The sequence below is a fragment of the Orrella marina genome (genome assembly GCF_003058465.1).
In the GTDB taxonomy this organism is placed as follows: Bacteria; Pseudomonadota; Gammaproteobacteria; order Burkholderiales; family Burkholderiaceae_B; genus Algicoccus; species Algicoccus marinus.
Genome location: NZ_CP028901.1, coordinates 3,742,932 through 3,767,468, shown reverse-complemented (window position 1 = coordinate 3,767,468; position 24,537 = coordinate 3,742,932). Strand labels below are relative to the sequence as shown.

General features: G+C 56.4%; 13 protein-coding genes. 5 read left to right on the top strand and 8 right to left on the bottom strand.

Annotated elements, in window-relative coordinates; genetic code table 11:
• Positions 1-51: 51 nt before the first annotated feature.
• The 3 genes from DBV39_RS17180 to erpA form a co-directional block, all read right to left on the bottom strand.
• Entirely contained in the window at positions 52-846 is a 795-nt protein-coding gene (locus tag DBV39_RS17180; RefSeq protein ID WP_159079014.1) for a peptidylprolyl isomerase, read from the bottom strand.
• A 21-nt stretch (positions 847-867) separates the two neighbouring features.
• Positions 868-9,507 carry an autotransporter outer membrane beta-barrel domain-containing protein gene (locus DBV39_RS17175; RefSeq protein ID WP_108622589.1) on the bottom strand — a complete coding sequence of 2,880 codons (8,640 nt, stop codon included), beginning with the start codon at positions 9,505-9,507 and terminating at the stop codon, positions 868-870.
• A 559-nt stretch (positions 9,508-10,066) separates the two neighbouring features.
• The gene (erpA, locus tag DBV39_RS17170) at positions 10,067-10,435 is read right to left on the bottom strand and encodes an iron-sulfur cluster insertion protein ErpA (RefSeq protein WP_108622588.1); all 369 of its coding nucleotides are present in this window, start codon (positions 10,433-10,435) and stop codon (positions 10,067-10,069) included.
• Between the two features lie 213 nt (positions 10,436-10,648).
• Here erpA and DBV39_RS17165 point away from each other — a divergent pair, with 213 nt between their 5' ends.
• Positions 10,649-12,121 (top strand): amino acid permease, encoded by a 1,473-nt coding sequence (locus tag DBV39_RS17165; RefSeq protein WP_108622587.1) that lies wholly within the window; start codon positions 10,649-10,651, stop codon positions 12,119-12,121.
• On the opposite strand, the gene argC is transcribed toward DBV39_RS17165, so the two are convergent.
• The 4 genes from argC to pmbA all read right to left on the bottom strand — a co-directional run bounded on the left by argC (position 12,100) and on the right by pmbA (position 15,839).
• On the bottom strand, positions 12,100-13,164 hold the full coding sequence (argC, locus tag DBV39_RS17160; protein ID WP_108623353.1) for an N-acetyl-gamma-glutamyl-phosphate reductase: 1,065 nt from the start codon (positions 13,162-13,164) through the stop codon (positions 12,100-12,102). The genes DBV39_RS17165 and argC overlap by 22 nt on opposite strands.
• A gap of 210 nt (positions 13,165-13,374) precedes the next feature.
• On the bottom strand, positions 13,375-13,767 hold the full coding sequence (gene rpsI, locus DBV39_RS17155) for a 30S ribosomal protein S9 (RefSeq protein ID WP_108622586.1): 393 nt from the start codon (positions 13,765-13,767) through the stop codon (positions 13,375-13,377).
• Positions 13,768-13,778: 11 nt separating this feature from the next.
• Positions 13,779-14,207: a 50S ribosomal protein L13 gene (rplM, locus tag DBV39_RS17150; protein WP_108622585.1), complete on the bottom strand. Its 429-nt coding sequence runs from the start codon at positions 14,205-14,207 to the stop codon at positions 13,779-13,781.
• A gap of 276 nt (positions 14,208-14,483) precedes the next feature.
• Positions 14,484-15,839: a metalloprotease PmbA gene (gene pmbA / locus DBV39_RS17145; protein WP_108622584.1), complete on the bottom strand. Its 1,356-nt coding sequence runs from the start codon at positions 15,837-15,839 to the stop codon at positions 14,484-14,486.
• A gap of 80 nt (positions 15,840-15,919) precedes the next feature.
• Here pmbA and yjgA point away from each other — a divergent pair, with 80 nt between their 5' ends.
• Together yjgA and DBV39_RS17135 are read left to right on the top strand one after the other, a co-directional pair.
• Positions 15,920-16,492, top strand: a complete 573-nt coding sequence (gene yjgA, locus DBV39_RS17140) for a ribosome biogenesis factor YjgA (RefSeq protein WP_108622583.1) — start codon at positions 15,920-15,922, stop codon at positions 16,490-16,492.
• 14 nt (positions 16,493-16,506) lie between these two features.
• A complete protein-coding gene (locus DBV39_RS17135) occupies positions 16,507-17,166 on the top strand; it encodes an alpha/beta hydrolase (RefSeq protein WP_108622582.1) in 660 nt (219 codons plus the stop codon).
• Here the strand turns inward: DBV39_RS17135 and DBV39_RS17130 are convergent.
• Complete coding sequence (locus DBV39_RS17130) at positions 17,135-19,603, bottom strand: bifunctional acetate--CoA ligase family protein/GNAT family N-acetyltransferase (RefSeq protein WP_108623352.1); 2,469 nt, start codon at positions 19,601-19,603, stop codon at positions 17,135-17,137. The two genes, DBV39_RS17135 and DBV39_RS17130, sit on opposite strands and share 32 nt — an antisense overlap.
• A 203-nt stretch (positions 19,604-19,806) precedes the next feature.
• On the opposite strand from DBV39_RS17130, the gene gltX reads away from it, so the two are divergent.
• Positions 19,807-21,222, top strand: coding sequence for a glutamate--tRNA ligase (gene gltX / locus DBV39_RS17125; RefSeq protein WP_108622581.1), 1,416 nt, complete (start codon positions 19,807-19,809; stop codon positions 21,220-21,222).
• A 388-nt stretch (positions 21,223-21,610) separates the two neighbouring features.
• Entirely contained in the window at positions 21,611-24,529 is a 2,919-nt protein-coding gene (locus DBV39_RS17120; RefSeq protein WP_108622580.1) for a ribonucleoside-diphosphate reductase subunit alpha, read from the top strand.
• Positions 24,530-24,537: the final 8 nt, after the last annotated feature.

The window sequence follows — 24,537 nt, the reverse complement described above, 5'->3', positions numbered from 1 at the left end:
CAAGGGGCGAGGGCGAAAACTCGAAGCATCCGAACGACCCGAACAACCCGCTCACTGTACGATGACCGCTTTCTCGCGGAGCGACCGGACGTAATCAGCCTGCGACTGCTGCGCAGCAGCACGTCTTAATTGCGGTTCGATCTGTGACATCGTGGGAGGTACATAGGCGCGCCGATCGTCGAGCCGCACAACATTCCAGCCAGAACGGGTCTGTATCGGAACTGCAGACAGTCTGCCTGCCACGAGGTTAGCGACCACATTACCGACGACCGGGACCATCTGCTGAGGCAACAACCAGTCGAGCTCGCCCCCGGCTTCACGGCTCGGATCAACTGACTCAGCTTTTGCGATGGCAGCAAACAACCCTTTATCCTCGCTGCCTTGCAACTGGGCAATGATTTCCCTGGCGCGGCTCTGATCGGGCACCGTGATGATACTGATCTTGTATTGATCCAGACCTGTCATTTCTTTCAGAAACAGATCATACTGCTGCCTGATCTGCTGCTCGGTGACAGGGTTGTTTCGCACAAAATGCTCAAGCAGCAAGTTCGCAAGAAAGCTCTGCTGAATCTGTTCGAGTCGCGCAAGCGCCTGGGGGTCCTGGTCCAGCCTGAGCGCCTTTGCCTGCTGCGCCAGCACAGCCTGCCCGATCAACTCCTGCGCCAGTAGTGCCCGCACCTCCAGCGTATCGGGCTGACCACGCTCGGCATTGGCCTGCACATTGACCTCCAGCAAGTCGTTACTGACTGGCTCACCATTGACTACAGCAAACGAACCCTCAGGTACCCCCTGCGCCAACGCAACGCTTGTCGCCAGACCACCTAAAACCGTCAAAAACCACTTCAAGATTGTCTCCCAATCACACCATCAGAACCGGTACAGCAGATTAGCACTCAGGCTCTGGTTCCAGTAGCCCTCGCCGACCAGCAAGCCATACTGCGCCCTGATTTCCAGATTCCCCTTGTGAAACGCCTGAATTCCGAGATTGAGCCTGCCCAGTACCTGCGGGCCGTCTGTTGTCACATCAAAGGTGCCGAGATTCTGATTCAGTCCCAGAAATGACACCTCGCTCTGAAGCCTGTTTCCCGGCAGAAAGCTGGCACCGACTCCGGCAAACAGGCGGATCCGGGTCTTGCCCTCAGTGATCGTATCGAGCCCATACTCGAGCATGGGGCTGATGGCCACGCCCCAGCGGCTGGTCGATGCAACATTCAATCCGAAAGGGGCAGCACCATCCTCCTGATAGCCAGGCATATGGCTGTACACAAGGTCCAGATCCACATAGGGCTTGAGGTAATGCCGAGTATCAATCTCATACTCGTAGGCTGCTCTCAGACGAAGCCCTGCCATGGACATTCTCGAACTGCTGGTGAATACGCCATCCATTGCCCCCACCAGGCCGGAGCCTGGCAACTGCCGGTTGCGGTTGTTGGTGAACCAGGCCTGGGCCAGACCCAGTGATCCACCAAACGTCCACTGACCGACCTGTTTACTGGCTGACACGGAGAGATCAGCAAACTGGCCATTACTCGAGAAGTTAGTCGAGGTCAGGTCATTCATGCTGTAGCCACCCGCAAACCCGACGGTCCAGCCTTGACCCAGCACACGCTGTGCACCGAGACGAATACCCCCACCTTTAGCGTGGTACCCCGGGTTCGAGCTGTTTGCGGACTGATCAGAAATATCACCTGTGATTCTCGCCCAGGCGCAGGCTTGCGGAATCAGACCAGGCCTGTCGTCTGCCACGGGCGGGCATGCCAGACTTTCCCCCATGTAACTCGAAAATGCCGTCTGGAACTGGATCGGTTGCGCATTCAACGCTTGCCCCATCAGCTGATTCAAGGTGTTCTGATACTCACCATGTGCACCATCATCGTGACCGTGGAGATAGGCGAAGAGCGTCGACTTGGATGACTCACCACTGTCCCAGCCGCGTTGCAGATAGTGTCCCAGCGAACGCTGGTTATCCGTGAGGCTGAAGTCCGGTCGCACAAAGTTTGCACGCGGAACTGTAGACAGGACGCTGCCGTTACTATGCAACTCCCAGTCAAACACGTGCCTGCGGTTAATCGATGCCGAGTGCTCCAGCGTTCCTGCCCGAACGATTTGATAGCTACCCGGCAGCAAGGTTGTCGGGCGGGGTACAAATTTGCCCTCGATACGGGCAAGTCCAGTCACAGTGATCAGGTCGTGCGTGCGGCCCTGTGTCGCAGCGTCCATATCGACATGGATCTCGCCACTGGCATGGTGTTTTAGAGAACCAACGATGTGCAGCCCACCGATCGTCCCCTCGCCTCCCGCATAGATCTTGCCGTAATTGTGTAACGAGTTCTGTGCGACCACCGCGCTCGAACCATGCCAGGTTCCGTTATTGGTGAAATCTCCCCGCGTACGAATACCGAGCAAGATGTTGCCCGTGATCGTTCCCGCATTGATGAGGTTGGTGTACCCGGTTGGTGCGTACACGGCCCATTTGTTGTACGGCGCATCAGTATCATCCAGAGCATAGCCCGGACTAACCTGGTATGCCCCGCTGGTAATCGTGCTCGTGCCATCAACTGCAATACTGTTCTGCCAGGATGTTTGCGTGCTGTAACTCCCGCCCACAAGCATCAGAGCAGTGTGCTGTGCAGAATAGATTTCCGACCGATTTCTGAGTGTCACCTGTATCTGGCCCTGATTGCCTGCACCGCCTGGCCCTGCGCCATCAGTCTGAATCAGGGCACCTCGCGAGGCAGGCCCATAAACCTTGACAGAAGACCCATCCAGGGTCAGATTGACCTGACCACCCGGCGTGTTGCCCTGTGCATTCTGTCCCACCAACGACACACCCATCGTCAACTTGTCACCACGAGACGACCATGCACCACCGGTTGAGCCCAGATTCTGAATCACGATGCCGTGGGCATTCTTTCCATACGTCCTGACCTGACTATCGGTCAGGTTGATGTTAGCCGTTGCGGTACGCCAGATGTCACCTGTCGAGCCGCTGGCCAGATTCGCCTGATTGACGATTGAGCTCACTGCGTGATTGACTACCAGGCTGGTTTGCCCCGTCGCCTGCGTGGGTCCGTTGAGCGCACTGGCATAGTACAGCGTCAGAAACTGCCTGACCTGTTCCGGTGTGGGCTTGATGACGCCTTGCAGACTCAACGAAGTTGCTTCAATATCCTCGGCGCCAAACACGATGCCAGTTCCGTCAATATCACCTGTGTCGCTGCCTGCCACAAAAAAGTAGTCTTCGCCCAGGTTCAGAATGTTGCCCGTGCCCACCGTTGCCTTGAACTGACCGTCTGGAGAGTACTGCTCGATCAGGTATGGGTTTCCAGGATCCGTACTGACAGAGACCTGAAGATAGTCTCCCGCTCCCCATTGAACCTTTCCACGTTGATATGGAATGTTGTAAGGCTCGCCCGCGGTCACGCGACCGACATCACATTGCCCGGTATCTCGGCAGTCAACCGGATACCAGGAAGCTGCGTCAGCGACCTGCATTCTTGCAAACTGTCCCAGAACCCTGATCGCATCGTGGCCTTGACCGTCGAGCGGCACCTTGAAAAAATGACGTGAGGCCATCGCATCGATCTGATCCTGATCCGGTTGACTCAGACCGGTTACGGTGTAAGTCGTGGCCCCGTGAATACCGTCACCCCGGTAGAGCTGGGCAGTCATGTTGTCGTCGCCCACGAAGAGAAACGCACCTTCTTCCATTGTGACAATACGACCTTTGCCGATACTGCCTTTAAGCGAACCATCGGACCGGAACTGATTGACACGAAAAGAATTGTTGCTGTCTCCACTGTCGACAAGCATCAGATAATCACCGTCGTCCCATTGCACCTGACCACTTTGATAAGGCACTTTATAGGGCGCACCAGGAACCATCTCTTCGATCCGGCAGGTTCCGGTCTGCAGACAATTCTGATAATCCCAACGATGCACATCCGCGACCTGCATTCGCCCAAACCGCACGTCTCTGATCGACCCGGGACGCTGACCTGCTGCAAAGACATCGTGGGCTGCGGCCGAATTCTGGTCATATTTGACGTTAAATGCGAGGTCCCTGGACGAATCCCCAAAGAATCCACCGCCGCCCACCACCGCTTGAGAGAAAAGTCCCCATGCACCATCACCATGGGTTGTGATGGATGCACCTGCGAGGTTGATCGTGGTCTGCGTCTGCAAATCACCCGTGTAGTTGGTCACGCGCTGTTGCGTGGGCATGTTGACCGAATGAATACGACTATTGGCACCACTGAAAAATCCGCCACCACCGGTAATGTTCTGAGTGACCATGCCCATGCTTCTGGCGCCGTACGTCGTGATGTCCTGTTGCGAGTAAACATTGATGATGCCAGTCTGACCCCCACTAACCCATTGAGCCGAGTCAAACTCACTGTTCAGATTGATCTCGACTCCGCTGGTGCCGGCTGCACCCACAAACGGGGCGGGTTGGCCAGCGGATCCGTTTGTATTGGGATTGCCGTGACAGGCACTTGCATAATGTGATGCATTGACCGCGCCGGAGTTGCTACATCCCATGCTGACCAGACCACCGCCACCACTGATTGTCTGCAGCAGAACCGCCATCGAATCATCACCGTGTGTCGTGACACGACCCATTGCGTAAGAAGACGAAGTACCAAAATTGACATCTCCCGAGCGCCCGCTGTTGCCGTATCTGATGATGTCACCACCTCCCTTGTCCAAGCTCCCGGACCCAAAGCTGACCGATCCAGCAGCTTTTGCATCATGCGCCTGGGCGCTGTATGAGGCGCTCGAGCCGATGCCGCCAAAGTCGACGCCACCTGAGACACTCACATCCTCATCCAGACCTACTGTGCCAGACAGGCCAAAGGTACTGCCTTCATGTGCAACGCCGCCACCTCCGCCGATTGATTGCAGTACGATGCCATGTGAGCCATAGCCATGGGTGATCGTGATCGAATCCGCGCGGGTAGACAAATAGGTCACTGTGCTTGCATCACCAGCCACCCCGCCTGCGCCGCCAACGTTGATGGATGGGCTGAAATCGATGCCATCATCAAGTGTCGCGCTCAGGCCCAGGTCAATCAGTGCACCATGTACGGCGCCCGCCTGCCCTCCTCCTCCACCAATCGACTGAGCCAGCACACCGAATGAGCGGTGACCAAAGGTTCGGATCAGTCCGTTATGAGTGACCGCGACGCTCGCACCCGAACCGCCTGACCCACCCGTGCCACCTACGTTGATCTTGGGGCTGAAACTGAAGCTGTCTGGAGCCTGACCCAGCAACCCGAGCTTGAGCAAAGCTACGCCAGCATTGATATCGGCAATATCATCGCTCGAAAGCCCGAGGGCCAGCAGCTCAGCCGTCTCGTATTTGCCATTGAGCAGATCCATGATCACGCTTGTGGTCGCCGAGCTTTGGGGATCGGCGTTGCCCCCGATGCCACCGCCTCCACCCACCGAATGCGCATGGATGCCGTGAGAATCTCCACCAATGACAGCCGGTGCCACAAACTTTGTCAGGTCTTGCTGGCCGGGATTGGCCAGATCAAACATCTGGCCCGTCACGATCAGCCCTTCATTCACGACGGTCACCGCACCTGCATCACCGCCTGCGCCGCCGCTCCCGCCAACATTGATCGTCGCATTCAACTCTCCACCACTCGCATCCGCCCCGGCCAGTGCCCCGATTCCACCGCCCCCTCCGATTGACTGTGCGAAGAGGCCAGTTGAATTCGAGCCTGCGGTAAATAGCCTTCCATACGAGGTCACCTCTACTGCTCCGCCGTCACCCCCACCAGCGCCTGATTTGCCGACATTCACATCAACCGTGACTGTCTTTGACTCAGGTGCCTCGGGATCGTCTGTATCACAGTTTTGAAGCCCTGCCGTGATGCTATTGGTCCTGAGCATTTTTTTCAGACAGATCATGGCACTGGCAAACAGCGTCTTCTCCTGACTGGTGACTGCAACCCCGGACGTATCAAGATCATCCAGATCGTTCAGATTCGCGACATCACCATCAACCTCTCCGGCCGTTGATGAAGCACCATTGACCACCGCGGACGGATTGCTGGTGTCCGGCAGATCCTTGAAATCATCCATGTCTGCAACATCATCGCCAGCCTGACCCAGCGTGTCATCATTCTCTGAGGGCTCTGCACCGTCTTTCGGGGTGAACTGGACAGACAGATCAAAACCACTGCCAATACCCGCATTCCCACCACCACCGCCAATTGACTGCGCAATGACGGCCTTTGAGTTGTGACCAGTCGTTCGAATGACCGCAGGGTTACTGTTGTCCAAGCTCCCTAATTGCAGCCAGACCTGGCCGCCATCAGCGCCTTGTGCAGCCGAACCGCCAAGACCCATGCTCAGATTGACCTGAGTCTCGGCGACACCCACAGTACTTGAGGCGGCCGTGGAGTCACCGCCTGAACCGCCACCACCACCAATTGACTGGGCCAGAATGCCTGGCGAGCCACCGCCGTAGGTCGAGAGAAAACCATCGTGCCAGTAACTGATGCTGCCACCAGAGCCTCCACCTCCTCCCGTCCCGCCTAACGAGAACGACACAGCGATAGCGGGCACTTCGGCGAGCTCCGGTGCCAGGGTACCCAGCCCGAGCGCAATGCTTTTTGCGACCGAACTGCCGCCAATGCCACCGCCGCCTCCGATCGACTGAAGTTTGATGGCCGTGGAGTCATGCGCATTGGTTATGACATCGCTGAACACGGGGGAGACTCGACCACCGGATCCACCACCCGTCACTGATCCACCATCGCCTCCATCACCGCCAGAGCCTCCCAGTGCCACCGCCGTGGAAAAGACAAGGCCATAAGAATGGGCATTGGCAGAACCACCCATACCTCCCCCACCGCCGATTGACTGAAGCACCAGACCATGTGCGTGCTGACCTGACGTCCGGAATGTTTTGCCCGAATTGCGCACATCAACAGATCCGCCATTGCCTCCGCCGCCTCCCGCGCCTCCAATCGCGTTGTCGACAAAGATGCCGGTGGACTTTGCATCGCCACCATAACCACCTCCTCCGCCAATAGAGTGCGCGAGCACTCCTACTGCGTGATCGCCACGCGTCACAACTGCAGCGCCACCATGAAACAACAACTCGATCCGACCACCATGACCGCCTGATCCACCGCGCCCTCCCGTTGCCACAAACCAGGAGTCAGAATTGGCGCCGGCACCTCCACCGCCTCCGATTGACTGGGTAAGAATACCGACCGCCGAGTTGCCAAGCGTTCGGATCACGCCAAAGTTATTCACCGTGACAGTGCCGCCGTCTCCGCCTGATGATCCAGATGTTCCATCTCCTAGTGCCCCCGGCGCACCCCCCATGGTCATCCCGCCACCGCCACCAATGGATTGCGCAACAATACCGTAGGCAACTCGGGTGCTACTGTCTGCATTTCCTGTAAATACATAACTGCCTGACCCGTTTGTGACCGCCACATCTCCGCCGCTCATCGGGGTCTGCGTAAGTATGGCGTAGTCCTGGCCAACGTAGCCCCCGCTATACCAGTTGTAGTAGTACTCAAAATAGCCATTGCCACCAACCTGAAATGAAGGGGCGGAGTTCGCCTGTGCAGATCCCAGGCTGTGGACAAGTCCACCCGATCCGTTGGAGGCGGCGTAAATACCCGTCACGTGGTTGCCTGTCACACGAATCCGACCGTTGTTTGTCACGCTCACCGATTCGGCAGTCCGGCCGGAATAGGCCGCACCCATCGAGCTTTGCTGACCAGCACTAGAAACGCCACCCGAATTTCCCGCCGACACAGTTGCAATACCGACCGCCTGACGCCCGGCCACTGCGATCTGCCCGTCGTTTTGAACAGTGACCTGACCGCCCTGGCCTAACGCCGGTTGTGGGCCCAACGGCACATCCTGGATGTAGTCATTCGACTCGAAAGGTGCGAGCGAGCCGCTCCCCGTGGACGTGGCAATCACCCCGGCGCTAAAGCCATTGTTTGCGTTCGAACCGGCCAAATCTGACAGGTCGATCGAGGAGGACGAATCAATCATGACGGTGACGTGTCCACTTGTCGGTGTGTCGCCGCTCCAGCCATTGAAATTAAATGGCACGGCAATCGGCCTGGACCCACTGCCGGCCATAATCCCGACAAGATTGCTTCCGGACAGACTGATCGACGAATGATTGAGCTTAACGCTGACGTCGCCACCCGAGCCAGGCAATGGAATCGCTGGCGTGGCGCCGTTACGGGTCAGAAGGTAGCCCGAATCCCAGCCGACAAAATCATTGGAATAGACCCATTCTCCGCCGAGTGGCAATCCTGGATACAGCTCAAGCGCGCCACCCACGCTGCTCGCAGTCAGGCCAAGCAAATACTGCCCGCTTCCAGATATTGCGGTATTGTTGAGTGCCACGGATACGTAACCAGCGGAGCCATTCTGACCGACATTGCCACCAAGCCAGTTATATTGCTGTGACGCAACATCACGGTACGGATGATCCGTGTAAAAGTGGGGACTCGCTTTGATCACCGAGAACAAAGGTGCAATCGGCACGTTGTTATTGACGTAACCGGGATCATCTGCCTTGTACCAAGGTACGGATCCTATTCCGCCCTGGCCACCGATGGAGGATACCACTACACCCGAAAACGGGGCGCGTGCTGTTCCACTGACATTGCTGAGTTGCAGATAGGTCTGCGGAATGAAAGTCACAGCTGACTCGTCACCTACAACCAGCGACACGTTGCCACCCTTTCCACCGTTTTGACGGGTGATGTTATTGCCGTAACCCACGCCATCACCCCCCCGGGAGGTGACATGGATCAGCGCTCCTGCAGGCTGCCAGGCAAGTCCACTGCCCGTCCCGGACATCGCGACAGAGTTAATAAACGCGAGTGGATTGGCCGCATTGTGCGTCGCGAAGGTGATCTCGAGCGAACCACCGTCACCGCCTTGATAGTTGTATCCCTCTCCTTCCTTGCCTTGTAGAAAGTAACCCGATGTTCCTGCAGACACCACATTGAACTGCACAGCCTGAGGCCCAGGAATCCATCCATCACCCCAGGGTGCTGAAGTAAATCCACCCGTATCGACTTCACGCTGTGTCTGCTGGTTCGACATATACGGTCGCCAGTCAAAATATGCACCGTTGGCAGAAAGCGGGCCCGCAAAAGGCATGTCATAGAAGATGGTCGCTGAAGGTGCCTTGCGCTGGTCATTTGAGTACGACCCCATTGAATTCGGTTGCCCGATCAGGATGAATTCACTGAAGCCCGACACCTGGTAGCCACCCGAGAGAGACAAACTGTTCTGGCTGGCACCACCGACTATTGAGTTCTGTAACGAATAGATCTGCCTGTTGACCTCCAAGGGTCGCCACGAAGGTGGAGAAGAAGGAAGGAAGGAGTAAGATCCATAGCTTTCTGCAGAGTTAGCAGACGTGGCATCAGGCAGGATCAAGACTATCCCTGCCGCGCACGTAAGCGACCATTTGAAGCCATTCACCCGATTACGAGCAGCCATTCAACATCCTGTCAGTTTCAAGATAGACGTGCCTGCTTAATTCTGTGCTTGCACTAAACAACGCGCGGCACTGGCTGACTGACCATCAGCATTCAAAGCGGGCCTGTTTCACTTCGGTTACCCGCAGATACCCGGCGGATGAACTCCCAGACTGAATGTAAGATAGGGACCAGACCGTACTCTCTCACTTGCTCTCATTTTGCTAAGCAATATTTTCATCAGGCGAGTTCCTGTAGGTGGGGCGCAACAGTGATGCCCGCATTCTTTTTCAATAAAAGCTTTTTGAACGGATTGGGGCTCTTAGCTGGATGAAGGGACGAAGCGAGATCGGCGTGGTTGCAGGCAACGGTACTGTGAGGGCGCTTGAGGAATCGTCAATACGGGAACCGTACCGGTTCGGCAAAGGAGCTGGCTGGCTCATGAAAAAGCCGCCCTGCAAGAGACGGGGCGGCTTTTTATAGTGCACTGCAAGAATAATGACCGTGCAGGCACCGTCAATCAACTGAGCGACGGCTGTTCATCGACCGGTGAGGCAAACAATACAGAAACGGGAATACGTTCAGACTGAGAACGAAGAACCACAGCCACAAGTTGTCGAAGCATTCGGGTTGCGAATGACGAACTGTGCGCCTTCCAGATCTTCCTTGTAGTCGATCTCTGCACCAACCAAGTACTGAAAACTCATCGGATCCACCAGCAATTGAACGCCGTGCTTTTCGAGTGCCGTGTCATCTTCGTTGACATCTTCGTCGAACGTAAAACCGTACTGAAATCCTGAACATCCGCCGCCCTGCACAAAAACGCGCAGTTTGAGGTTCGGATTGCCTTCATCAATCAGCAGATCACGCACCTTCTCCGCGGCAGAGTCCGTAAAAAGAATGGCTGGGGGCGGGGACTGAAGGTCCACTGTTTCGCTGACACTGCTCATGACTTGACTCCTGACATCACTTCGGTTGACGGCCGTTTAAGGCACGTACTGCTTCTGGCACGTACTTCTGAGCAATGAAAGTCTAGCGCATTCACAGTGACGAATCGGTATTACCCCTAATTCAACTACGGGAAATGTGCAACCCTTGAAATCAAAGGCCGACCACATCAGTACTAAGTTTGTTTTACTATTGTTTCTTTTTTTGAGATCATCATGGGTCAATTCTTTCAACGCAAGGCCCTGCCTGACCCGCAGGCATCTACATCTGGCGGTCTTCATCGCACCATCGGACTGACCTCCCTCATGCTCATGGGGGTTGGAAGCACTTTAGGAACCGGGATTTTCTTTGTGCTCACCGAGACGGCCCCTCTTGCCGGCCCGGCAGTCATCATATCGTTTCTGGTCGCAGCCTTCGCCGCCGGGCTGACCGCACTGTGTTACGCCGAGGTAGCCAGTGCCATTCCCGTGACTGGTTCGTCCTATACGTTCACCTACATGACGATGGGCCGGGGCCTGGCGCTCTTTGTCGGAGCCTGCCTGGTACTGGAATGGGGCGTTGCAGCCGCTGCAGTAGCGGTTGGCTGGAGCAGCTATCTCAACGAGGCACTGGTACTGCTCACCGGGCACGCAATCCCGCCGACCTTTCGTATGTCCTCACTTCAGGCAGGCCCCGTTGCTACAGACTCGATCCATGTCGGCAACATACCTGCAATGCTGGTCGTATGGATGTGCGCAGCTGTCTTGCTCAAAGGTTCCGGCCAGTCCAGCAAGCTCAATGCTGTGCTCACAACCTGCAAGATTGCACTGCTCCTGCTTTTTGTGGTGATGGTCATTCCGGTGTTTGACACCGGAAACTTCACTCCTTTCATGCCCAGCGGCGTATCCGGAGTGAGTCAGGCAGCCGCCATCGTATTCTTCAGTTTTGTAGGACTCGATTCCGTGGTCAATGCCAGTGAAGAAACGGTCAATCCCGACAGGAACCTCCCCAAGGCGATCATTGGCGCATTGGCAATTGTCACAGGTGTCTACCTGCTTGTGACGGTTGCGTCTCTCGGCGCACAAAAGGTAGAGTTTTTCAGGGGGCAGTCTGCCGGCCTGGCCGAGATACTGCGTCAGGCAACGAACACATCAGGTGGCGCAACCGTACTTGCATGCGGGGCGGTCATCTCGATCTTCAGCGTCACATTGATTGCACTGTATGGACAGGCTCGTGTCTACTTTGCCATGGCCAGAGATGGGCTACTACCAGACAGACTTCAAAAAGTTGACCCGACCACCGGCACTCCTCGCGTCGCAACGGTGGTTTCTGCACTGGTTGTCACCCCAATGGCGGGGTTCGTACCCAGTCACATGCTTTGGGGACTGGTTAGCATCGGAACACTCATGGCATTCATTGCTGTGTCGGTATCGCTGATTTTGCTCAGAAAAAACCATCCCCAGCTTCGCCGGGGATTTTCTGTGCCGCTTTATCCTGTGACGCCTATTCTCAGTATTGTTTGTTGCGCTTACCTGATCCTTAGCCTGGGAGTCTCAGTGCACCTGGCATTCATCGCCTGGATTGCACTGACATCAACCGTCTATCTGGTCGTACGCAAGGTGGCCGCAAGAGCTTGCCAGGAACCATCGACGATGGAACCCGAGTCCGCTCCTGGCACGCCTTGCGCTCAAGGCAGAATCGCGATCTGACTCAAACCCGCCTCTTCAGGTAGTCCGAACATCAGATTCATGTTCTGGACCGCCTGGCCGGAGGCGCCTTTGACCAGGTTATCCTGCACAGCCAGAATAACAAGTCGATCGACCGTACCCGGTGGGCGATGCAACGCAATTCTGAGCATATTGGACGCTCGCACCGAGCGGGTGTCAGGTTGCGCGCCAGCAGGCATGACATCAACAAATGGCGAGTCCCTGTAGTGAGCTTCAAACAAGGCTTGCACATCGGTCTCAAGGCCCTTCTCGGTCAGACGCACATAGATCGTGCTCATCATGCCCCGCACCATCGGCACCAGATGCGGCACAAAGGTCAGACCGACTGATGCACCTGTCAAGCCTTCAAGCTGGGACACGATCTCAGGATGATGGCGATGACCCGACACACCATACGCCTTGAAACTGTCACTGACCTCAGAGAACAGCAAGCCAACTTCGGCTTTGCGACCAGCTCCGGTCGCACCTGACTTGGAGTCAGAGATGATGTCCGTGACATCAATCATCGGATCGGGGCCAAGCAAAGGCGAAAGGCCCAGAATCACTGTCGTTGGATAGCACCCTGGATTGCCGACCACCCGAGCTTTGCGAATGGCTTCACGATTGATTTCAGGTAGTCCATAAACCGATTCGGCCAGTACATCCGGGCATGCATGCGACATCTTGTACCAGCGTTCGAACATCGCAGTATCCTGCAGACGGAAGTCTGCAGCCAGATCGATGATCTTCACATCTGCTGCGAGCAACTCGTTGGCCTGACTCATGGCGACGCCATGCGGTGTCGCAAAGAACACAACGTCGCACTCCTTGAGGGGCGCATCGGCAGGCGTGGTAAAGACCAGATCGAGATGGCCACGCAGGTTGGGGAACATATCCGCAACCCGCGTTCCTGCATCACCTCGCGAGGTGATGGCTGTCAACTCGACGTTGGGATGCTGTGACAACAAACGCAACAGTTCAACACCTGTATAGCCGGTCCCACCGACAATACCCACTTTTACGACTGGACTTGCAGATGTGCTCATCATTTTCCGCGATCCGATTCTGTTCTCTGGTTAAGGGTGATTCTAGCGTGCATGACCACAGAGACAAACCCTGACAGGCCAGACAAAGTGAATCAAGTGGAATTCATTTCATCCTTTCGCAACACTGTGACAACATTGTCACAGGCAGGCCGCTCCTGAAAAAAAAGCCACCCGTAGGTGGCTTTCGTGCGGCACAACAGCAAGGAGAAATTAACGCTTGCTGAACTGCTTGCGGCGACGTGCCTTGTGGAAACCTACTTTCTTACGTTCCACTTCACGTGCATCGCGCGTTACGAACCCGGCCTGCGACAACGCTGGCTTGAGGGTTGCGTCATAATCAATCAACGCACGGGTGATGCCATGGCGCACAGCACCTGCCTGCCCGTTCTCACCACCGCCATGCACGTTAACCTTGAAATCGAACGACTCGAGATGCCCAGTCAGTTCCAGCGGTTGACGAACGACCATGCGGCCTGTTTCGCGTGCAAAGAATTCATCAACGGGCTTGCCATTGACAACGATCTTACCCGTGCCTTTCTTCAGAAAAACACGTGCCACCGACGTCTTGCGGCGGCCGGTTCCATAGTTCCAGTTACCAATCATGTTCGACGTCCTTAAAAGTCAAGCGGCTGAGGCTGTTGGGCGCTATGCGGGTGCTCGGCACCAGCGTAGACCTTGAGTTTCTTGATCATTGCATATCCGAGAGGTCCGCGGGGAAGCATGCCCTTCACGGCTTTCTGGATCGCACGACCAGGATGGCGCTCTTGCATCTTCGCAAAGTTGGTCTCGGTAATACCGCCCGGGTAAGTACTGTGGCGATAGTACTTTTTGTCCTGAGCCTTGTTACCGGTCACAACGATATCAGAAGCGTTGATGATGACGATATAGTCGCCCGTGTCAACGTGCGGCGTAAATTCTGGCTTGTGTTTACCGCGCAGGCGTCGTGCGACTTCGCTGGCCACACGTCCAAGAACCTTGCCTTTCGCGTCAATCACGAACCAGTCACGCTTGACTTCATGCGGCTTTGCCACGAAGGTTTTCATGATTGGATCCTAAATTTTGATTCGAACGACAGCAGGGGAATCCTGCTGCTTGAAATTACCCATCATTCAGGAACTCAAGGCGTTGTTACCCCGCCCGTAGTTCTTCGAGTCTGGCAATTTTTGCCACCTGTGCGAAACACAGGCACAAACCAATTAACCAGAAAATTTTGAGTAATCAAGCATTCTACTATAAAAACAGCAACCTACAAAAACCAGACAGACTTTTCTGAGCCAACAAGGCGGCTGGAACGCGTCAACCGCTCCCGTCCCTGTCACTCAGGTCCCTGCAATCGACATGGATTCGATCAGAATCGAGCCTGTTGTCTTGCTCCCGCGAGTGAGTTCGTCCGCACCCACCGCAGCAATACCCATCAACATCTCCCGCAAGTTGCCAGCAATAGTGATTTCCTGAACCGGATACTGGATCTGGCCGTTCTCAACCCAGTAGCCAAATGCACCACGGGAATAGTCACCAGTCACGTAATTAACGCCCTGCCCGATCAGCTCGGTCACCAGCAAGCCTGTTCCCATCTCCTTTAGCAGCCAGTCCAGATCATGATTGAAAGCCGTGCGAGTTGAGCGCAACTGCAGATTATGAGATCCGCCCGCGTGTCCGGTTGTCTTCATGCCCAGTTTGCGCGCTGTGTACGAAGACAGAAAATAATTGTTCAGCACCCCCGCCGTGACCACCTGTCGCACCCGGGTGCACACACCCTCATCATCAAATGCACCACTGCCCATCGCTGCTGGAATGAACGGATTCTCATCGACCATGATGTGCTCAGGCAGAATCTGTGTGCCCAGCGAGTCCAGCATAAACGTCGCCTTCCTGTACAGCGCACCACCACTAACTGCCTGCGTGAGTGCCCCAAGCAGCCCAAGCGCCAACGGCGCCTCGAACACCACGGGAACCTTTCGCGTTGAAAGCCGGCGCGCACCAAGACGCGACAACGCCCTCTGGGCGGCGTACTTTCCCAATACCGCCGGATCAGCAAGCCGGTCAGCGCGCCGATCGCTTGCGTACCAGAAGTCTCGCTGCATCTGGTCTCCCTTGCCAGCGATGGGTGCAACAGACAACCCGTGCCTTGTGAAGCTGTACCCATTCAGAAATCCGCGGGTATTGCCCAGGACAAACTGACCTTCGCTGGTGTCCACACCGGCGCCCTCTGAATTGGAGATGCGCCGATCCAGCCCCATCGCTGCCGCCTCCGCCGCCAGTGCCATCTCGGTGGCTTGCTCGACATCGATTGACCAGGGATGATACAGAGACAAGTCTACGCCGGGTTCGCGCATCAGTTCATCAGGATCTGGCAGTCCCGAAGCGGGGTCATCGGCCGTATAACGGGCAATATGCCAGGCCGCTTCGACGGTCTGCCTCAATGCAACGAGTGACAGATCAGAGGTAGAGGCCGAGCCGCGCTTCTGGCCGGCAAACACAGTCACCGCCAGCGAAGCTCCCCGGGTCTGTTCAACTGTTTCGAGCGACCCTAGACGCACTGACACCGAGAGTCCCTGCCCCTCGGAGACCTCAGCGGCCGCGTCGGTCGCGCCGAGTGACCTGGCGTAATCGAGTGCCTGGGTGACCAGATCCTCGAATCTGGCTCTGCTCTCTGCGATTGGCAATGGCTGCATGAATGAGACGTCCTGAAGTAGTTGGTTCAAAGGTTTGTATGATAGCGAAGTCAGCACACAAGACCGGGTGAAACCCAATAATGGAACACGAACAAGACTCCGAGCACCAGGAATTACAGGACAGGCCCAGCAAATCGCAGGTCAAGCGCGACATGCTTGCGCTGCAGGCGCTAGGCAAGCGACTGGTCGACACGTCAGTCGAAAGACTCAAGCGACTGAACCTGGAAGAGAAACTTCTGGCGGCCATTTTGCTTGCCCAGCGTACCACCAGCCGCGAAGGACGCAGACGGCAGGTGCATTACGTCGGCAAACTCATGCGAGAGGCCCCTGCCCAGGAAATTCAGGCCCAGCTTGACGCCTGGGACAAGGGTTCTGCCACTGAAACCGCTCACATGCACCGCCTGGAACGCGACCGTGACAGGCTACTGGCCAGCGATGACCACCTCACCCCATGGCTGGAGCAACATCCGTCTGTCGATATTCAGGCGTTTCGCGCACTGATTCGTGCCGCACGCCAGGAGGCAAAAAAGAACGCATCCCAGCCCGCCGACCACATGCCTCAGCGCAAGCACTACAGGGCGCTGTTCCAGGCCATCAAGGCGGCTTATGACGAGAAAAACGAACAGCAACCCAGCGACCCACCCACAACCTGAAAGAGATTCTGAACATGCTTGACTGCATCGAAATCGAAACCGGCAAACAGCCCACCCACAGCATTATCTGGATGCATGGCCTGGGTGCTGACGGCAATGACTTCGCACCACTGGTTCCTGCACTGAACGTGGCATCCAGACACGCCATCCGGTTCGTATTCCCCAACGCTCCTCAGCAACCCGTCACCATCAATGGCGGGATGGTGATGCCGGCCTGGTATGACATTCTTGTTCCATCAATGGTCATACAAGAGGATGAAGCCGGCATTCTGAAATCCGAGCAAAGCATCAATGAACTGATCGAACGTGAGATCGATCGCGGCATTGCGCCTGAGCGGATCGTGCTGGCCGGATTCTCGCAAGGCTGCGCAATGACCCTGCACACTGGCTTACGTCAAAAACACAGTCTGGCAGGGCTGATGGGTTTGTCGGGCTACCTGCCGCTGGCCCAGACTGCGCCAGATGGATTGAGCGACGCCAATCGCAAGACTCCCATCTTCCTGGCGCACGGCACGATTGACCCCGTGGTCACGATTGACCGCGGCACGAAAACCAGAGACTTTCTGGAAAGCCACGGATATGACGTGCGCTGGCATACCTACATGATGCCGCACAGCGTCTGCCCGGAAGAAGTAGCCGACATCAACGCGTTTCTGGAACAGGTTCTGGGTTAAAGGTCATCCAGACCCGGCGCATACCGGTCGGGTCATCCGGATCCGGATCGTTACGCATTCCCATGCTCCTGGTCATCAGGGTGAGCATGGGCCTGTTATTGGAAAGGACTAGTCCTTCGATGTAGCTCAGGCCCTGCTCGCGGGCGGCTTCTGTCAGGCGCGACATCAGCCGCTTGCCCAGACCCTGCCCCTGCCAGTCATCCGCGACAACGAGCGCATACTCGGCACCCTGACCATCCGGATTGAGCAGGTAGTGGGACAGACCGATTATTTTCTGGGCCTCGACACCACTGGTGTCGGACTCGACAATCGTGGCAACCAGCGCAAACTCCCGGTGATAGTCCAGTTGTGTGTAGCGGGCCAGCATCTTCGGCGTGAGCTCTCGCATCATCGAGACAAACCGCATGTAGCGGGCCTGGTCAGAGAGATCCCGCACAAACTGCTGTAGTGCGAGGGCATCGTCCGGGCGGATGGGCCTGATCACTGCCTCGACGTCATTCTTGAGGGAGAGCTTCTCCACCCACCGGCGCGGGTACGGGTGAATCGCCATATGTTCGTAGCCACTTGCAGCAGGCACCGCCTGACAAAGACCATCCCTCAGGACAACATCCAGGTCTGCCACAAAAATCATGGCACCCCTGATCACGACGGGATCGATCGTGATGCTTTCAATCTCGGGACATTCCGACACGAGATCCGAGATAAGCTCCAGTGCCAGCAGCAACCTGGTCAAGGCAGCCCCCGACACCATGGTGCAAAGCATCTGCTGCCAGATTTGACTTCTTTGTACAAGCCGCTTGGCCAGAAAATGGTTCAAGGGCGCGAGATCCACACCATCCTGATCGATTGCGATACGCCCCATCATGCCACCTGCACCGAACCGCACGACGGGTCCGAACAGCGGGTCTGTTCCGACACGGATCGCACAAGGATACTCGGTCACCGAGACCGGTGCCTGGTCCGGGGCAATCGGGGCCAATGGCACATGAAAGTCAGCCAGAAGCGCCCAGGCCTGAGCCCTGTCAAGTCGACCGCCCTGCGTTTGAAGTGCAAGACGCAACCGCTCCCTTGCGACACGAACATCCGGCAGTGCGTGGTCCGGTTCGGCAGGCTGAATCTGCAGTAGAAGCTGCTGGTTGTAATGGTGACTGGCCAGAATGCCAAACGCGTTAGCAGTCGATTCCGGGGTACGGAATGCAGAAGTCCCTGCATTATCCAGAGTTCGTCGCAAGGGTCGCATCCCGGCATCACCCATCATGCAAGTCAGTACAGGCTTGTTGGCAACTGGCGCGAATCTCGCCAGTTCCGCGACCACTCCAGGAAAGTCTGATCGGGAATCCGGCGCAAAACTGGCCACCACACCATCCACCCCGTCATCCTGCAACAGAACACTCAGGACGTCATTGACGAGCATGGCATTCAGAGGCTGGTGAGTGACCACTGGATTACATATCAAAGACCCTGGCGCAAGAAACTTGTTCAGCCTGTTACGGGAAGCGTCCGACAGGCTTGCTCGCACAATCGGTCCGCCCGAAAAGGCCATGTCCAGCGCAAGCTGAGCCGGTCCTTCACCGTTGGAGAACACTGCCACACGCCGCCCTTTGGGACGACTTCGATACATAAAGACCTTGAGCGCAGAAAAGAGCTGAACAAAGTACTTGACCCGGACGGCGCCTGCGCGACGCAGGGCGGCATCAAACGCTTCCTCTTCTCGTGGATCCGTATCAAGCGATCCTGACCTCAGCACCACAACCGGCTTGACACTCGCAGCCGAGCGCAGTGCACTCATGAACTCACGCCCGTTACTCACTTTCTCGAGATAAATTGCAACGCTGTCAGTACTTGAATCCGTCGCCAGATAATCCAGCACTTCCGATATTCGGGTGTCGAGTTCGTCCCCCAGCGCGACTGCCGTGGAGAATCCGATGTGCACGTCATCGGCCCAATCCAGCACGCCGGCCATGATTGAACGCGACTGGGCAATCAGTGCCACCCTGCCTGGCTTGGCCAGCAAACGATGCTGACTGAGGTTGAGCCCCCGGTTGGGGCGTTGCAATCCAAACGCAAACGGCCCCAACAGGGCGCAGCCATGTGCCCTGGCCCACTTCGCACAGAACGTCCGGGTCGACTCAGGGTCAGGATCAATGGCCTCATGCGCCAGAATGACCAGTGCGCGGGGCGGAGCTCCTTCAAGCTGATCCAGCGTGTGCGCCAGATTGAGCGGTGGCATGCAGATCAGCGCCAGGTCGAGTCTCTCCCCGGCAGTCAGACCTTCCAGCCTGGCGGGAATACTTGCAAGGCTGCCGGGAGCGGGCTCGATCAGGGTGGTCTTGTTGCGTAGCGAAGCCGGCAATGACTGCATGACGGGAAGTGCCTGATCAGTCACAACCATCAGGCTGCGCGGCTGAAACAACGGATCAAGGGCGTGACGTAGCATAGGCGTATCTGCTGCTTTAACCAAAAGGATGTACTCTGACGCTCTAAAATAGAGTGACGTCCAGTCGAACTGGCGATCATTTGCTTCAGACAGACTGACTGCAAACATGCGGGCGAACCGGCACATGCTGAACAGCCCTGATCAGGGTTTACCTGACTGTCCATTGAAGCACAAACTTTCCGCACAAACCATTCGAAAATCAGATGAGCCAGAATCCAAACCGTCGCGTCCGTACCCGCTTTGCCCCCTCTCCAACTGGATATCTTCACCTTGGAGGTGCCCGCACAGCGCTGTTCTCGTGGGCATTTGCAAAACACCACGACGGAGACTTCATCCTGCGAATCGAGGACACTGATCTCGAACGATCCACCCCGGAAGCTGTCCAGGCCATCCTGGATGGCGTGGCATGGCTGGATCTGACACATGATGAAGGACCTTTCTATCAGATGCAGCGGATGGACCGCTACCGGGAAGTGATTGCCAGTTTGCTTGAGTCGGGACAGGCCTATTACTGCTACAGCAGTCCGGAGGAAGTCCAGACCATGCGTGAAGTGGCGCGCGCCAGAGGGCTCAAGCCACGCTACGACGGAACCTGGCGCCCAGAGCCTGGCAAGACCTTGCCTGCCGTCCCGGCAGACCGTACGCCCGTGGTGCGATTTAAAACCCCGGTTGATGGCGTCACGACCTGGAACGACATGGTCAAAGGCATCATCAGCATCGCCAACACCGAGCTCGACGATCTGGTCATTGCTCGCCAGGATGGCACTCCCACATACAACTTCTGCGTGGTCGTCGACGACTGGGACATGGGTATCACGCACGTGATCCGCGGAGATGACCACGTCAACAACACGCCGCGTCAGATCAACATCATGCAAGCACTGGGCGCAGAACTGCCCGTATACGGGCATGTACCCATGATTCTGGGGCCTGATGGAGAAAAACTCTCAAAACGCCACGGTGCAGTGAGTGTCATGGACTACGAGCGCCAGGGCTATCTCGCAGAAGGGATGATCAACTATCTGGCGCGTCTGGGCTGGAGTCACGGCGACGACGAAATATTCGATCGCGAGCAATTGATCCAGTGGTTTGACGGCAGCAGCCTGTCGCGATCGGCGTCGCAATGGGACCCCAAGAAACTGAACTGGGTTAATGCACATTACATCCAGAACGCGGACAAAGCCTGGCTCGCACAGATAATTGCACCACGCATCAGTGAACTGGGCGGTGATCCGGGAGCCTTCCCACTTGAAGAAGTGGTCAGCCTTCTGAAAGAACGTAGCGAGACGCTTGCTGACCTGGCCCAGGCGAGCATGCTGTTTTATGGAGAGCCACAGACTCCGGATGCGCAGACGCTCGCCAAGCATGTGACCGATGCCTCACGCGCCGCACTGATTGCGTTCCTGGATCAAGCAAGCGAGTGCTCATGGGAGCGCGCCAGTATCAGTGCCCTGATCAAGCAGATTCTGGGCACCCAGGGACTGAAGATGCCCCAGCTTGCCATCCCTTTGCGCCTGGCTGTAGTGGGAACCACACAGACTCCTGCGATCGATGCTGTCCTTGAAATTCTGGGCAAGAAACGCGTCATGCAGCGTTTGCAGACATTCCTGAGCGAGTGATTCGCCCAGGTGGCTGGTATCAGTAGCGGGATGGGTGCCAGGCCCTAACAAAACGCATCAATTCCCTCTCCCACAGGCTGCGTCCCTTTCAGTCTGTCGTCTTCCGGTTTGCTGCCCAGAATCAGCAGAAGGCGACCACTGACGGGCCGCAGAACGAGATACTCTGCGCCTGTGCAGCCCGTCAGACCGAGGCGTGAGCAAGTAGATTCAAATCGCTCGAAACAACGCTTTTAACACAGACTTAGGCACTTGCGGGATATCATCTGAGACACTAGAATTAGTGGATCGAATATTAACGAACACAACATGTAGTGTTCGTCACCACAACGTCTCTCGATCAGTCTGCCACCCTCGAGAGCGCATAAAAACACTCGCAGGAGCCCCCCAAATGCAAGTTGCAACGCCCTCCCCCACTGTCTCTGGTGTTCAGACACCCGTTGCCGCTGGTGCCCCCGTCACCAGCACGTCCCTTTGGTCCAGCTATCACATCATTCGTCGCAATGGATCTGTCGTCGGGTTTGAGCCAGGCAAGATCGCGATTGCCATGACGAAGGCATTTCTGGCCGTCAATGGTGGTCAGGGTGCTGCATCGGCCCGTATCCGGGAGCTCGTCGAGCAACTGACGCAACAGGTCGTGGGCGCACTGGTTCGCGGCCGACCGACCGGCGGCACGTTCCACATTGAAGACATTCAGGATGCAGTTGAACTGGCGCTGATGCGATCCGGTGAGCACGATGTCGCACGTGCCTACGTGCTGTACCGTGAGCGACGTGCTCAGGAACGCGCTGCGGCCGGCGAAACGCCGATGACACAGGCGGATCACACATTCAATGTGATCGAGAATGGTGTGAGTATGCCTCTGGACGTTGCACGTCTGCAGACTGCGATCGAAAGCGCTGGACGCGATCTGGGCGACTTCGTCGACACACAATTGATTCTGAAAGAAACCCTCAAGAACCTTTACGACGGCATATCCATCGAAGAAGTTCACAAGTCCGCCATCCTGTCAGCTCGTGCGCTGGTGGAAAAGGATCCGGCGTACAGCAAGGTGACTGCTCGCCTGCTGCTGCACAGCATCCGCAAGGAAGTCATTGGTGAGGAAACCTCTCAGGATGCCATGCATCAGGAGTATGCAAACTATTTCCCCAGATTCATCAAACGTGGCATCGAGGGTGGTTTGCTGAACAGTGAACTAGGTAACTATGACCTGAAGCGACTCGCCCAGGCACTGAATGCTGATCGTGACATGCAGTTTGACTACCTGGGTCTGCAGACCTTGTACGACCGCTACTTCCTGCATATCAAGGGACAGCGGATCGAACTGCCCCAGGTGTTTTTCATGCGCGTTGCAATGGGCCTGGCACTCAACGAGATCGATCGCGAGGCCCGTGCCATCGAGTTCTACGAGCTGCTCTCATCGTTCGACTTCATGAGCTCAACGCCCACACTGTTCAACTCCGGCACGACCCATTCACAACTGTCTTCATGCTATCTGGCTACGGTTTCCGATGATCTTGATGGCATCTATGAAGCAATCAAGGAAAACGCACTGCTTGCAAAGTATGCCGGAGGTCTGGGCAATGACTGGACTCCTGTGCGGGCCATGCGCAGCCACATCAAGGGTACCAACGGTGAAAGCCAGGGCGTTGTACCCTTTCTGAAAGTCGTCAACGACACCGCCGTTGCGGTGAACCAGGGTGGCAAGCGCAAGGGTGCGGTCTGCTGCTACCTCGAGACATGGCATCTGGATATTGAAGAGTTTCTCGAGCTTCGCAAGAACACTGGTGACGAACGCCGTCGCACCCACGACATGAACACAGCCAACTGGATTCCAGACCTGTTCATGAAACGTGTAATGGAAGGCGGTGACTGGACCCTGTTCTCTCCGTCAGACTGCCCCGACTTGCATGACAAAGTGGGACAAGAGTTCGAGCGAGCCTATGTTGGCTATGAGGAGAAGGCTGCTCGCGGCGAGCTGACCCTGTTCAAGAAAATCCCCGCGATCTCACTCTGGCGTCGGATGCTGTCCATGCTGTTTGAAACTGGCCATCCCTGGATCACGTTCAAGGACCCCTGCAATATTCGCTCGCCCCAGCAGCACGTTGGTGTCGTACACAGCTCAAACCTGTGCACCGAGATCACGCTCAATACCAACGAATCAGAGATTGCGGTCTGCAATCTGGGCTCCGTGAACCTGGTCGCACACCTCAAGCAACGCGAGGATGGCGGGCATGAGCTTGACCACCAAAAGCTGCAGCGTACGATCAACACCGCCATGCGCATGCTGGACAACGTCATCGACATCAACTACTACGCTGTCGGCAAGGCTCGCAACTCGAATTTGCGACACCGTCCGGTAGGCATGGGCATCATGGGTTTCCAGGACTGCCTGCAGATCATGCGCGTTCCCTACGCAAGCGATGCCGCAATCGCCTTCGCGGACACTTCCATGGAAGCAGTGTGCTACTACGCATATGGCGCTTCCAGTAACCTGGCTGTCGAGCGTGGAACTTACGCAACTTATCAGGGATCTCTCTGGTCCAAAGGCATCTTGCCGCAGGATTCGATCGAGATGTTGCGCCAGGAACGGGGCGGGTTCGTTGAAGTGGATGACTCAAGCACCATGGACTGGGATAGCTTGCGCGAGCGCATCAGGCGTCAGGGTATGCGCAACTCCAACTGCATCGCTATTGCGCCGACAGCGACCATTTCCAACATCATCGGCGTCTCGGCATGCATTGAACCGACCTACCAGAACCTGTACGTCAAATCGAACCTCTCTGGTGAGTTCACAATCGTCAACCAGAATCTGGTGCAAGATCTCAAGAAGCTCGGCCTGTGGGACGAGGTGATGGTTGCCGATCTGAAGTATTTCGACGGAAGCCTTTCAAAGATTGATCGCATTCCGGCTCAGCTTCGCTCACTGTATGCGACTGCTTTCGAGATTGAGCCACAATGGATCGTTGAGTGTGCAGCCCGTCGCCAGAAATGGATCGATCAGGCGCAGTCGCTCAACATTTACATGGCAGGGGCATCTGGCAAGAAACTGGATGAAACCTACAAGCTGGCGTGGTTGCGTGGCCTGAAAACAACTTACTACCTGCGTACGCTGGGAGCAACCAGTGCCGAGAAGTCAACCGGCCAGGGCGGTGAGCTGAACGCCGTCAGCATGTCGGGTTCGACGGGTTCCGGCGCAATGGCCTCAAGTTCGGCACCGGCCATCATGCCGGAAGCAGAAATTGTCGGCGCTGCTTGCACCATGCGACCTGGAGACCCCGGTTTTGAGGAATGCGAAGCTTGCCAGTAAGAAAGCAA